This is a genomic window from Vibrio sp. OPT41 (assembly GCF_015163595.1).
Taxonomy (GTDB): Bacteria; Pseudomonadota; Gammaproteobacteria; order Enterobacterales; family Vibrionaceae; genus Vibrio; species Vibrio alginolyticus.
The window spans coordinates 25,028-38,562 of sequence record NZ_JADDYH010000001.1; the positions used below are offsets into that span (position 1 = coordinate 25,028).

Below are 13,535 nucleotides of genomic sequence, written 5' to 3' on the forward strand. Positions count from 1 at the left end.
ATACACGCCTTACTTACATTGGAAAATACTAAATTACACTGATTTACGCTTTCGCAAAGCTCGAGTGCCAGTTCTTCCCTGCTTTTGTAAACAGAACGACCAACGCAGGTAATAGGACCCACATATGAATTGCGATCAAGGTTTGTGGATCCAGAGATAAGCGTTGCAGTGTACCCACCAACAAACCAGAGCCACTCATTTGGAACAATCCAAGCAGTGCAGCTGCCGTGCCCGCCTTATCACCAAACGGTTCTAACGCTTTCCCTGCCGCTGCACCCAGAATGAATGCAAAACCTACAGAAGACATAAAGATAGGTAACATGAAAGAAAGCGCGGTATTCTGACCATTCATCACTAGCATGATCACACCTGCGAGACCCAGAGTTGAGATCCCGGTGACTAAGGTGTTGTGAGTTCCAACGCGCTCCATAAACTTAGGCGCCAGCATACATGCCGCAATGTTTATCACCGCATTTACACCAAACCAGAAAGTGAATTCATTCATCGACAGCCCCATCCCCGTCATCAATACCGACGGTGCTGAGGTAACGTAAGCAAGAATAACCGCCATCGCCATCAAGCATAATGACGCATGGAAAACAAAAGATGGTGTGCTAAGCACTGCCCAATACCGACTAAGCTTAAACACGGCTTGCTTTTCTGTTGACGGGTTAGTCTCTTTCATCATGAAAAACATCAATGATCCAGACACCACAGCAAAACCAGCCATAAAGCTAAAGTTAGCACGCCAGTCAAATTGCTGAGTTAACCAGCTACCTAGAATTGGAGCTAAAGCCGGAATGAAACAAATCGCACCGTTAAGGTAGCTGATCATTTTGCCGCTTTTTTCCGGGCCAAAGATATCGCGAACTGTTGCAAAGGCTGCTACCGATGTCGCACACGCACCTAAGCCTTGTAGCAGTCGGGAAACCAACATCCACTCAATATTTTGAGCACTCCACGCCAATAAAGCGCTCATCGCGTAAATGGTGATACCGCCCAATGCAACAGTTCGACGTCCGAGTTTATCTGCTAGGGGACCTGCGAATAGCTGACCAACACCCATAGCAAATAAGAACCAAGTGATCGTGTCTTGTGCTAGCGCATTATCGACCTGAAAAGTGGAAGCAATAAGAGGTAAAGCAGGTAGATAAATATCAATCGCTAAAGGACTGAAAAGAACCAAAAGGGTCAATAACGCCATCTGTTTTTTACTATTAGAAAACTGGCTAGACACACAACACTCCGAATTGGATAAAGAACTTTGGATAAAGCTTAATCATCTGATGATATGAATGGAAATGATGTATAATCATGAGCATTATTCCTCAGAGGAAATTCACTGTGAACGTCGAAAAACTGGCTCGTATCGATTTAAATCTATTGGTCTGCTTTAAAGTGCTGATTGAAGAGTTAAACGTTACTCGTGCAGCCCACCGATTGTGCTTAAGCCAATCCGCCGTAAGTAAATCACTGGCTAAACTGCGCATTCAATTTGATGACCCTCTTTTCACTCGAAACTCACATGGATTAACACCTACGCCGCGCGCATTGTTTCTTAAACCGAAACTGGATCTGTTGATAAATCAGTTAGAAGTGCTGACTCAACCCGAAGAGTTTTCTCCGCAAAGCAGCGAATACCGTTTTCAAATAGCAGCGGTAGAGAGTGTCTACCCTCTCATTCTACCCCATTTCTTACCGGCGATTTTTCAACAAGCACCTGGCGTGACCATAAGCACACACCCGTGGTCGGATAATACATTTAAAATGCTTCAACGCGGCGAACTGGATTTAGGCTTAACTGGAAAAGATATCGATATAAACGATGCCAAGCTGACTCTTCAACCACCCGATGACATTTGCGAGTTGGAAATTTATCGTGATTACCAAATGTGCATCATTCGCAAAAACCACCCTGCGCTAAAACAACCTTGGAATCTGGAAGCCTATCTCGCCCTACGCCATGTACAAGTACGTTGTGATGGCAACGACCGTTGGTTGCTAGATTATCGCCTTGCAGATATTGGCGCCGACCGCGATATTGCCGTCACCGTGCCCGACTTTAACAGTGCCGCAAGTTTATGTTCATACACCGACTTTATCTTTACTGCGCCAAGTCATTTTGTGCAACTTGCGGCCAAACAGCTTGATTTGGTCGTGCTGCCACTACCGTTAGAATTCCCACCTATGGCTTACACTTTATTCTGGCACCGAGATAGAGAAAACGACCCTGCATTAGGCTGGCTACGTACGATGATCACACAAAAAACCGATCACCTTAGATAAAAACACCGCACTCAATTTGCGCTTAGCGGCTAAAATGAGTAGCTTAACTGTCGTAGTCCTTTTTGGCTCATCTATGGCCTAGTTGTACTCCGACTCTATTGAAGTGATTGCGAACCTCAATGGAATCGTAAACTGCATGAAGCAGATGGAAACAGCTCCCACACCTGAGCATGAAGGAGCGGTAATTTGAAGGAATAACACAGATGCACAACGATACCCAAAGCCGCGTGAATGCAATTCGCGAATGGCTAGCACAACATAATATTGATGCCCTACTTGTCCCACATGAAGACGAGTACTTGGGCGAATACGTACCAGCGCACAACGAGCGTTTACATTGGCTAACTGGCTTTACTGGTTCTGCTGGTGCTGCGGTAATCACCAAAGACAAAGCCGCTATCTTTGTTGATGGTCGCTACACAGTACAAGTAACAAAGCAGGTTCCTGCTGATCTATTCGAATACCGTCACTTGATTGAAGAGCCTGCACTAGATTGGATTAAAGACCATCTTGCAAATGGCGCGTCTGTGGCAATCGACCCTCGCATGCACAACTCTGCTTGGCTAGACATGGCACAAGCAAAACTTGCAGGTACCCTTGAGCTTAAGATTCTCGATAGCAACCCAATTGATGAACTGTGGCACGACCGCCCTGCTCCTGTGGTTTCTGATGTTCGCCTAATGGCAACAGAAACAGTTGGACAATCAAGTGAAAGCAAACGCCAAGAAATCGCAGAGCTCGTGAAAAAAGCCGGTGCAGACAGCGCAGTGATCACAGCACTTGATTCTATCTGTTGGTTGCTCAACGTTCGTGGTCTAGATGTATCACGTCTACCAGTTCTGCTTTCTCACGCGATTCTGCACTCAGACTCAAGCGTGGAATACTTCCTAGATCCTGCTCGCCTACCTGCTGAGTTTGACGCTCATGTTGGTGCCGGCGTGACGGTTCATCACCCAGAAGCATTGCAAGCACGACTAGAAAACCTAACTGGCAAGAATGTACTGGTTGACCCTGCAACAAGTAACGCGTGGTTTAAGCTGGTGCTTCAAAACGCTGGCGCATCTGTGGTGAGTAAAGCTGATCCATGCCTAATGCCAAAAGCAGCAAAGAACGCAGTTGAAATCGCAGGCATGAAAGCATGTCATATCCGCGATGGCGTAGCGATGAGTAAGTTCCTTTCTTGGTTAGATGCTGAAGTCGTTGCGGGTAACCTGCATGATGAAGCGACGCTGGCAGACAAACTGGAAGCGTTCCGTAGCGAAGACCCGACACTTATGGATCTTAGCTTCGATACTATCTCGGCAGCAGGTGGCAACGCGGCGATGTGTCACTATAATCACGAGAACCAACCTGAACCTGGCAAGCTAGAACTGAACACACTTTACCTAGTGGATTCAGGCGGTCAGTACCTAGATGGCACGACAGACATTACGCGTACCATCGCGATCGGTCAGCCTTCACAAGAGATGATTAAACAATTCACTCTCGCGCTAAAAGGCCACATCGGTGTTGCACGTGCACGTTTCCCGAAAGGCACACGTGGTTACCAAATCGATACGCTAGCTCGTCAGCACCTGTGGGCGGAGGGCTACGATTACGATCACGGTACTGGTCACGGTGTCGGTCACTTCCTAAGTGTTCATGAAGGTCCGGCGAGCATTTCGAAGAAGCAAATCGACGTGCCTCTAACAGAAGGTATGGTGCTATCCAACGAGCCAGGTTACTACCGTGCGGATGCGTTTGGTATCCGTATCGAGAACCTAGAGCTTGTTGTTGAAACCCCAACTAACGGTGACTTCCCTGTTCTATCATTTGAGTCGCTAACACGCTGTCCAATCGACAAGCGCAATATCAACGTTGATATGCTAACTCGTCCAGAGCTTGCTTGGTTGAATGATTACCATCAGAAGGTATGGGATGAGATCAGCCCACTTGTTGAGGGTGATGTGAAAGAGTGGCTTCGTCAAGCAACGCTACCAGTAGCACACAGCTAGAAGCTAGAAGCTAGAAGCTAGAAGCTAGAAAAAAGTAGAGGGTTGATGTTTTGCATCAGCCCTCTTTTTTTGCCTATGTTTCACGTGAAACATAACGATGACCAGTGGCTTTCTTTGCTACTTAACCAGAATACGCCGAGTGCCAATCTCGCCATACAGGGTCAAAGCCTTTGGCTCGAATCATATCTTCCACAGAACCTGCGCTTCGCTCATCACTGATCTCAAACTGCTCGAGTTCAACATCATCCATCGCATAACCACCCGGCTGAGTTTTCGATGCAGCAGACATACTGGTAATGCCTAAAGGCAATGCGTTATCTCTAAACTTCGGTGACTCACGAGTCGATAATGACAACTCCACTTCTGGATTCAACAAACGATAAGCGCAAATCAGCTGAACAAGTTGCTTATCCGTCATGACTGATTTGGGTTGGAGCGCACCCTCACAAGGACGCAAACGTGGGAAAGAAATCGAGTAACGAGTCTGCCAATACGTGCGCTCAAGATAGTCCAAGTGCGCTGCCACATAAAAACAGTCGGTACGCCACTCTTCCAACCCTATTAAAGCACCAATACCGATCTTATCGATGCCCGCCTTTGCAAGACGATCGGGTGTATCCAATCGGTATTCAAAATCCATCTTATTGCCACGCAAATGGTGCTCGGCATACGTCGAAGGATGATACGTTTCTTGATAAACCATCACCGCATCCAAACCCAATGTCTTGAGCTCAGCGTATTCGTCTTGATCAAGTGGCTGTACTTCCATCGCCAAATAGTTAAAACGTTGCTTAATCATCGGCACCATTTCGCGGAAGTATTTCATACCCACTTTAGTTTCGTGCTCGCCAGTCACCAGCAATACGCTATCAAACTTCATGCGTTTAATGGCTTCAACTTCTGCAGCCACTTCGTCCCGATTCAAAGTACGACGCTTGATTCTGTTCTCCATAGAGAAGCCACAATAAGTACAAGCATTGGCGCACAAGTTAGAAAGGTACAGTGGAATGTAAAGCGACATGGTATTACCAAAACGCTTGCGAGTTGCCGAGTATGACAGCTGCGCCATTTGCTCTAAGTACGCTTCAGCCGCTGGTGAAATTAGCGCTTTAAAGTCTTCCAAATCACGCTTGGGTTTATTCAATGCTCGCTCGACATCTTGTGCCGTTTTCGCGTAGATCGACATCGAGATGTCATCCCAATTAAGCTGCTTAAATTGTTCAACGAAGCTCATGTTTTCCTCGCTTAATAGCTAAACCAATCTAGGACTAAAGCTCATCTAGGAATGACGTCAGTGGACTCGACGCAACCGCATGAGAAACCTTACCGGCAAGTCCAGCTTCATAAGCCATACGCCCGGACTCTACCGCCAACTTAAATGCCTTCGCCATCGCAACGGGATCGCTCGAAGCTGCAATCGCTGTATTGACGAGCACGGCATCCGCGCCCATTTCCATCGCACGCGCGGCATGTGAAGGAGCACCAATACCCGCATCAACAACGACAGGAACATTAGCTTGGTCGATGATGATCTCTAGGAAATCGTGAGAAACTATCCCTTTGTTAGAACCGATCGGCGCACCTAATGGCATGACTGCAGCACAGCCTACTTCTTCCAATCGTTTACACAGAACCGGGTCAGCATGACAATAAGGAAGGACAATGAAGCCTTCACGAACCAGTTGCTCAGCGGCTGCTAGTGTCTCAATTGGATCGGGCATCAAGTACTTCGGGTCTGGATGAATTTCTAGTTTTAACCAGTTAGTACCCAACGCTTCTCTCGCCAATTGTGCTGCAAACACAGCATCTTTAGCATTCTTTGCACCTGAGGTGTTCGGCAATAAGTTCACACCCGTTTGTACTAACGGCAACAAAATATCGTCTTGTTGGTCGTTCACATCCACACGCTTCAACGCCATGGTCGCAAGTTGAGAACCCGATACTTGAATCGCTTCTGCCATTAATCGGCTGTTGGCAAACTTCCCTGTTCCCGTGAACAGTCTTGATTCGAATTGTTTATCACCAATTTTAAGCATCGACTTTAACCCCCTGCGATCGCTTGAAACAAAGAGATGCTGTCTCCCTGTGAAAGAACTGTGCTAGCCCACTCACTGCGCGGCACAACATTGTTATTAATTGCAAAAACACAGCCCATTTCAGGCAGCGCAAGTTGACTAATGATTTGCTGTAGATTCGACTCACTGGCAACTTGATGTGACTGGTCATTGATGACAATAGTGATCACATCTAAGTCAGCAGCGGTCATTTGTGTTGTTTGTTGTTCTGATAACGTCATTGCTTCCAACTCTCTTAATTCTGGCCATTACTCATAAGCTAAATCTGAGCACACACTTGGCACTGTTTGTCTTTACTTATCGCGATGGTTTGCCATTGCAGCTTCAATCCATCGAACAGGTGTAACTTGGCAGTCTCGACATGAAACTTTCCCGTCGCCAGTTTTTGAATTGCCGCTATCGCTTGGTAGTTGCCAAGTGTGCCCACCACCGGACCGACGACACCGCTGTCACTGCACTTTTGAGTTTGTGGTAATTCGTCGAACGGATACAAACAGCGGTAACAGGCTTTACTCTGCGCTTCTTGTTCACTTGGTGTTTGGTAATCAAAGACTGCGAATTGCCCTTGCCAACCAACAGCTGCCGCCGAGATGAGCGGCGTATTTTGCTCGAAACAAACTCGGTTAATTAGCTGGCGCGTTGGCATGTTATCGGTGCAGTCGAGCACCACATCCGCTAGCATCACCTCAAGCTGCAGCTGTGCTTTGTCTAATCGCTTATTGAGAGCACGAATTTGAACCATAGAATTAAGTTCAGTCAGTTGCTTTACAGTCGCTTTTGTTTTCGCAACTTGTAGGTCTTGTTCACGATAAATGATCTGACGTTGTAGGTTACTGCTATCAACTTCATCGTCATCGACCACAACCAATTTACCAACACCCGCTGACGCCAAGTACAAGCTCGCTGCGCTCCCTAACCCACCACAACCGATGATCAGCACATGCGATTTACTCAAACGCTCTTGCCCACTTTCGGCAATTTCAGGCAGAGCGACTTGGCGCTGATAGCGAAGGAACTGCTTATCCGTGAGCATGCTCGCCTCTCTTGTTATGCGCCAATTCACTATTCTGATCAGTAAACGTTAGCTGTCTTTCCTTCATCAGTTGTGCGAAGAACTCGATGACGGACTGAGGTGATTCTGCCAACGTAATAGCTCGCACAACTGCCAAACTAGAAACACCTGCTTGCCAAACTTGGTCTGCATTAGATTGGTCAATGCCACCAATCGCGACCGTCGGAAAGCCAAGCACATAGTCACTACCTGCTTTGTCTTTTGCGGGACGGAAAGCAGCCTCTGTATTTGTATAAGGAATGCTATCAATCAGCTTTTGATATAGAGCCAAGCGCACCAAACCTTGTGGTTTCGATGGCATCTGTTTAGTGGTGGTTGGGAAAATATGCCCTAGCGCGATGTAACTAGGATGAATTTGTACGATGCGCAGTAGCTCATAATAACCATGAGTAGAAAGACCAAGACGAATGCCGGCTTTAGTTAGCTGAGCCAAATTCGATTCTTCTATGTCTTCTTGTCCTAGGTGGACGCCATAAGCGCCATGCTTGATTGCCAACTGCCAATAGTCATTGATGAACACTTGTGCTTGATACTGACGACCTAGCTCAATTGCTCGAATGATTTGTTGTTCTAAATCGGCTTGTTGTGGGTTCTTGATTCGCAGTTGAATAGTGTTGATGCCTAGTGGCAGTAGACGCTCAATCCAAGCAACATCATCAACGACTGGATAGAGCCCTAGACTTTGCTTAGTTAGAGTTGGAAAGCTAACGCTCTCACCTTGTGCAGACCAACCAACTTGAATACCTAGCCGGTTATCCTCTAGTACAGGTGTGGGGAAATCATCAAATTGGTCAGCCCACTGAGCGGATCGTCCCTCGTCAAGGTTGTCATTCAACAGTGTTTCACGTGAAACATTCGCTTGTTGAGTTAGCATTCCTCGAGCAAGTGTTAACGCATCTTCGATAGGAAAATCGAGTACTGTCAGCGTTACTATCCAAGCAAGGTGATGTTCAGGATCGAACATTGCGTTGAATTTGGACTTAACGGAAAGCGCTCTCACTTCGTTGTTAATTGGGTGACGCCAGATATCAAGCTGAAGCACTTTCTCCTTTTCATCGGATACCTGAGTATCAGCAATACCAATATAAATCGCTTTCGACGGTTGCTTAGCACACGCTTCTACCGACAAAGCAGAACGGTAATAGAGCACAAATGAACTCTCATGCTCAGAGTCATAATCATCAATGAGATCAGTCGTTATGTGTGTGGTCTGTTGGCCGCGAACAAGCTGAATAGATTGAGTTGGGCTCACACCCAACTCAATGTCTTCTATGCTAAAACCCTGTTCTTTCGCCAACAACAAACATTGCTGAACTAAACCTGTCAGTTCAATCAACGATGACGGAATAAGGATTTTGCTCATTAGTCACTTACCTCGGCATGTGCTGCTGGGTGGTATAGCTCGGAACCTGACTCTCTAAATTCTTGCGATTTCTGACGCATCCCTTCAAGAGGATCATCTAGCATTTTAATCGAGATAGCTTGGTCCGCAGCAACTTGCTCAGTGTCTTTCGCGTACTCTCGTACCTCTTGCGAAATCTTCATCGAGCAGAACTTTGGTCCGCACATCGAACAGAAGTGAGCAACTTTGCCGGACTCTTGAGGTAAGGTTTCATCATGGAAAGCGCGCGCGGTATCTGGGTCGAGTGACAAGTTGAATTGATCTTCCCAGCGGAACTCGAAGCGAGCTTTAGAAAGCGCATTATCACGAACTTGAGCACCTGGGTGCCCTTTCGCTAAATCAGCGGCGTGCGCAGCAAGCTTATAAGTGATCATACCTACTTTCACATCTTCTTTGTTTGGTAAGCCAAGATGCTCTTTAGGAGTGACGTAGCAAAGCATCGCACAGCCATACCAACCAATCATGGCAGCGCCGATGCCTGAAGTAATATGGTCGTAACCAGGAGCGACGTCTGTCGTCAGTGGGCCAAGGGTGTAGAATGGTGCTTCATGGCAGTGCTCCAGCTGCTCTTCCATGTTCTCTTTGATCATATGCATTGGAACATGGCCAGGACCTTCGATAATTACTTGTACGTCGTATTCCCACGCAATCTTGGTTAACTCACCAAGGGTACGAAGCTCTGCAAATTGCGCTTCGTCGTTAGCATCGGCCACCGAGCCAGGACGCAGACCATCACCGAGAGAAAGTGCCACATCATACTTAGCACAGATTTCACAGATCTCTCGGAAGTGGGTATATAAGAAGCTTTCTTGGTGATGCGCTAAACACCATTTCGCGATGATAGAACCACCACGAGAGACGATACCAGTAACGCGTTTTGCAGTCATTGGCACATAACGAAGTAGTAAACCGGCATGGATAGTAAAGTAGTCAACGCCCTGCTCTGCTTGCTCAATCAGGGTATCGCGCATCACTTCCCAGTTAAGGTTTTCAGCAACACCATTCACTTTCTCAAGCGCTTGGTACATTGGCACGGTACCGATCGGAACCGGACTGTTACGTAGAATCCACTCGCGAGTTTCGTGGATGTTACGTCCAGTAGAAAGATCCATTACGGTATCTCCACCCCAACGCGTTGCCCATACTAACTTTTCTACTTCTTCCTCAATCGAAGAAGTGACCGATGAGTTACCGATGTTGGCGTTCACTTTGACCAAAAAGTTACGTCCAATGATCATTGGTTCGGATTCTGGGTGGTTAATATTGGAAGGGATAATAGCGCGACCTTCGGCGACTTCTTTACGCACGAATTCGGCGGTAATATCTTTTGGTAGGTTCGCTCCGAAGCTTTGACCCGGATGCTGTTGATTCAGCACTTCATCGCGATACTTGGCACGCCCCATGTTTTCACGCAGCGCGATATATTCCATTTCTGGGGTAATAATACCTTTGCGAGCATAGTGCAATTGAGTCACACAATGGCCATCTTTGGCACGTCGAATACGTGGTAAATTACCGTAACGAAGATCGTCTAGTGTTTCGTCTTCTAAGCGTTCTTTGGTGTACACCGAGCTTACTTCATCAAGTAGCTCAGTATCGGCGCGCTCTTCAATCCACCCTTCTCTCAGCTTAGGTAAGCCATTATAGAGGTCTATGGTGTGCTCTGGATCTGTGTATACACCCGACGTATCGTAAACGCGTACTGGCTCATTAGGTTCGAATATAGGCGCTTCTTTTGTGCCTCCAATAAGGCTATCAGCGAGTGATATTTCACGCATTGGTACACGAATATCTGGACGTGAGCCTTCTACGTAGACTTTGCTTGAATTGGGGTACGGTTGTACCGAGAGTGTATCAATGAACTGTTTTGCTTCCAGTCTCGCTTGTTTGCGACTCGACATAGCATTTTTCCTTGCTTTGTTATACTAGATAAAAAGTAATTGGATAAAAATGCTTGGCGGATAGATGCGACAAGAGGAGTCAAATTAAGGCTAGTTAAAGCTTACGATATTTGCCTGTAACAACATTCGACTTTTGATAGGTCAACCAGAAAGAACTCCGGTGTGAATATCTTCTCTTGTTCCCTTCGCAGATTCTAATCTGATCAGGTTCAACGGATCCCGAATTAACGGTCTCAGCCTTATGGCACTCCGACAAGTGATGTCAGTATATAAAAACGGCTTGGTGAAACCAAGCCGACCTGTTCAATTTTTAACTACTTTGCTAGCTGCGCATCAATAATTGAAAGCCTATCCACGCAGCTGAAATACTTAACACGACATTCAACAATACGTTCAACCCCATCTTAAAGAAAGCGCCCTGCTGCATGAGCAACACATTATCCATCGAGAAGGTGGAAAACGTCGTTAGTGCGCCTAAAAAACCCAAGCCAATCACTTGTCGCCAAGGTTCCGTTGCCAAAAGTTCATTATCGAAAGCTGCTATCAATAAGCCCATCATAAATGAGCCAACAACGTTAACGGTTAACGTACCATATGGAAAACCACGCCCCAATAAAATGACACAAAGTTCAGAAATTAAGTAACGAGAACATGCACCAAATGCACCACCCAATGCAATAAAACCCAAAACGGATAGTTGTCCCATAATTCCCCCAGAAAAGTTAATGGCGACATTGTAATCAAATTTACGGCAATAGTGATTATACAATCTTAGAATTCAGCAAAGTATAGCGCTTAAAACTTATCAAGATTTTAAAAGTTACAGGAGTCACTTTACTTCGATGTAACCCATCAAACCCGTCTTCATATGTTCAATTACATGACAATGGTACATCCAACGCCCTGGGTTATCTGCAACAAATGCAGCTTTCGCACTGCCATTTTTTCCAAGTAAGACCGTATCGGTATGAAACGGTTCGTCGAGTTTTTTTCCATCTAACTCAAGAACCGTAAATGTGTGTCCATGAAGGTGAATAGGATGATGATATTGGGTGACGTTCTTTAGGTTGAAGATATAGGTTTTTCCCATCTCCAATGTTGAAAGGGGCGCTGGAATATTATCTTTGCTCATTCCCTCCCAAGCCCGTTTGTTCATCAGCCAGAATTTAGGTATCGCTTTGCCCGATTTATCAGCAGGAGTGATCGCGCCCTCCCACTCAAACACATAATCGATTTGCTCTGCATTTTTCAAATCGAGAGCTGGCACAGGGTTGAGAGGTAATAAAGGCAGTTTCTGGTTGCTCGGCAAGTCAGACTCAACAACGTCAAACTCGCACAAAGGGAATGGGAAGCGTCCTTTCATTTGACGCACATAAACACGTTTTCCAGCCTTTGGAGCAATCAATCCGATATCTAACCTCATTCCCGGACCAATTTTGTGCTGAGTGAGCTTATAAGGCGTTTTAACAGGGTTACCATCAATAGCAATAACCCAAGCCTCTGCGCCTTCTATAGCGATCGGGTAAGTAATGGTGTTATCGACATTAGCAATTCTTAATCGCGTGGTAGCATTCTGCTTCAGCGTATAAACAGGTTCATGCACACCATTGACGCTACTCCACTCTCCGGGAGTCCCCATACGAGCGCTCAAGCGCGGCACCATAAGGTTCTTCCACTGACCTTGTTTGTCTAAGTGCCAATGCTTTAGAACTATTTCCTGTTCTTCATCAAATAGAACAGTCTCAGCCTCTTCAACGATAATTAGCCCAACTAAGCCCATACCAAGTTGCTTAACGCTATTCATGTGGGGGTGATACCAAAACGTGCCTGCATCTGGCGGTGTAAATTCATAAACGAATGTTTCACCCGGCATGATAGGCGGCTGGCTTAAGAAAGGTACACCATCCATTTCAATAGGGATTCGCAAGCCATGCCAGTGGATTGTAGTCGGCTCTGAAAGCTTGTTAGTAAACCTAATTATAACTTTCTCGCCTTGGCGACAACGAATCGTAGGCGCTGGAATCGAACCATTAAATGCGAGTACGTCTGTGTTAAACCCAGGGATCAATTCTACAGTAGAAGGCTCTGCAGTGATATCGTATATATATTGCCTCTGCTTATTAGTGCTCCTAGATAGAGAACATGCAGGTAGAACGGTAAGCGCGGAGATTGCTAAGGATGATTGAAGAAAGCGTCGACGAGATATATCCATACATAGTTACTCATTAATCCAGATCGGTTGAGTTTAACTAAATATAAATAGTGATTCCCCTTTATTATTAAAATTTCGGGCCACTGATCATTACAGCTAACTGTAGTTTCGTTCGTTCAGTAGATTAAATGCTGCCAAAGTACAGCAGAAAGCCATACTTACGGGATAAGAGTAGAAATAAGCTGTAATAATGAGAAGAAACCAGATACAAAAAAGGCTCTGACCTAAGTCAGAGCCTGATATGTGGCAGGGGTGGAGAGATTCGAACTCCCAACACGCGGATTTGGAATCCGCTGCTCTGCCAATTGGAGCTACACCCCTATAGAATTTTCATATTCTAGATTTGACAAAACCTCGCATAAGCGAGGTTGTCGATATTAAGTGGCGGAGTGGACGGGACTCGAACCCGCGACCCCCGGCGTGACAGGCCGGTATTCTAACCAACTGAACTACCACTCCGCAGTGGTATCACTCGCTTTAATAAGCAAGCATCCAAAATTTAAAGCCTGGCGATGTCCTACTCTCACATGGGGAAGCCCCACACTACCATCGGCGCTATTTCGTTTCACTTCTGAGTTCGGCATGGAAATCAG

At 46.1% G+C, this 13,535-nt stretch carries 11 protein-coding genes, 2 tRNA genes and 1 riboswitch; of the genes, 2 read left to right on the forward strand and 11 right to left on the reverse strand.

Going from position 1 to position 13,535, the window contains the following annotated elements; genetic code table 11:
- Positions 1-43 precede the first annotated feature (43 nt).
- Positions 44-1,204, reverse strand: a complete 1,161-nt coding sequence (locus IQP38_RS00115; RefSeq protein WP_005378788.1) for a multidrug effflux MFS transporter — start codon at positions 1,202-1,204, stop codon at positions 44-46.
- A gap of 140 nt (positions 1,205-1,344) precedes the next feature.
- On the opposite strand from IQP38_RS00115, the gene IQP38_RS00120 reads away from it, so the two are divergent.
- The gene (locus IQP38_RS00120; RefSeq protein ID WP_005378791.1) at positions 1,345-2,286 is read left to right on the forward strand and encodes a LysR family transcriptional regulator; all 942 of its coding nucleotides are present in this window, start codon (positions 1,345-1,347) and stop codon (positions 2,284-2,286) included.
- Between the two features lie 203 nt (positions 2,287-2,489).
- Positions 2,490-4,280, forward strand: a complete 1,791-nt coding sequence (locus IQP38_RS00125) for an aminopeptidase P family protein (protein WP_025768964.1) — start codon at positions 2,490-2,492, stop codon at positions 4,278-4,280.
- 121 nt (positions 4,281-4,401) lie between these two features.
- On the opposite strand, the gene thiH is transcribed toward IQP38_RS00125, so the two are convergent.
- The 10 genes from thiH to IQP38_RS00175 form a co-directional block, all read right to left on the reverse strand.
- Positions 4,402-5,514, reverse strand: coding sequence for a 2-iminoacetate synthase ThiH (thiH, locus tag IQP38_RS00130; RefSeq protein WP_005447249.1), 1,113 nt, complete (start codon positions 5,512-5,514; stop codon positions 4,402-4,404).
- Positions 5,515-5,548: 34 nt separating this feature from the next.
- Positions 5,549-6,316 carry a thiazole synthase gene (locus IQP38_RS00135; RefSeq protein ID WP_193837149.1) on the reverse strand — a complete coding sequence of 256 codons (768 nt, stop codon included), beginning with the start codon at positions 6,314-6,316 and terminating at the stop codon, positions 5,549-5,551.
- A 5-nt stretch (positions 6,317-6,321) separates the two neighbouring features.
- A complete protein-coding gene (gene thiS, locus IQP38_RS00140; RefSeq protein WP_193837150.1) occupies positions 6,322-6,576 on the reverse strand; it encodes a sulfur carrier protein ThiS in 255 nt (84 codons plus the stop codon).
- 38 nt (positions 6,577-6,614) lie between these two features.
- On the reverse strand, positions 6,615-7,388 hold the full coding sequence (locus IQP38_RS00145) for a HesA/MoeB/ThiF family protein (RefSeq protein WP_193837151.1): 774 nt from the start codon (positions 7,386-7,388) through the stop codon (positions 6,615-6,617).
- Positions 7,375-8,790: a thiamine phosphate synthase gene (locus IQP38_RS00150; protein ID WP_193837152.1), complete on the reverse strand. Its 1,416-nt coding sequence runs from the start codon at positions 8,788-8,790 to the stop codon at positions 7,375-7,377. The genes IQP38_RS00145 and IQP38_RS00150 overlap by 14 nt, the downstream gene beginning before the upstream one ends.
- Positions 8,790-10,730, reverse strand: coding sequence for a phosphomethylpyrimidine synthase ThiC (thiC, locus tag IQP38_RS00155; RefSeq protein WP_053306506.1), 1,941 nt, complete (start codon positions 10,728-10,730; stop codon positions 8,790-8,792). Before thiC ends, IQP38_RS00150 begins: the two co-directional genes overlap by 1 nt.
- A 163-nt stretch (positions 10,731-10,893) precedes the next feature.
- Positions 10,894-10,992: riboswitch (TPP riboswitch) on the reverse strand.
- A 60-nt stretch (positions 10,993-11,052) separates the two neighbouring features.
- Positions 11,053-11,436: a fluoride efflux transporter CrcB gene (gene crcB / locus IQP38_RS00160; protein ID WP_005378811.1), complete on the reverse strand. Its 384-nt coding sequence runs from the start codon at positions 11,434-11,436 to the stop codon at positions 11,053-11,055.
- A 123-nt stretch (positions 11,437-11,559) separates the two neighbouring features.
- The gene (locus tag IQP38_RS00165; protein WP_193837153.1) at positions 11,560-12,942 is read right to left on the reverse strand and encodes a multicopper oxidase family protein; all 1,383 of its coding nucleotides are present in this window, start codon (positions 12,940-12,942) and stop codon (positions 11,560-11,562) included.
- A 244-nt stretch (positions 12,943-13,186) separates the two neighbouring features.
- Positions 13,187-13,263 (reverse strand) — tRNA-Trp (locus tag IQP38_RS00170).
- 61 nt (positions 13,264-13,324) lie between these two features.
- Positions 13,325-13,401, reverse strand: a tRNA-Asp gene (locus tag IQP38_RS00175).
- Between the last annotated feature and the right edge of the window lie 134 nt (positions 13,402-13,535).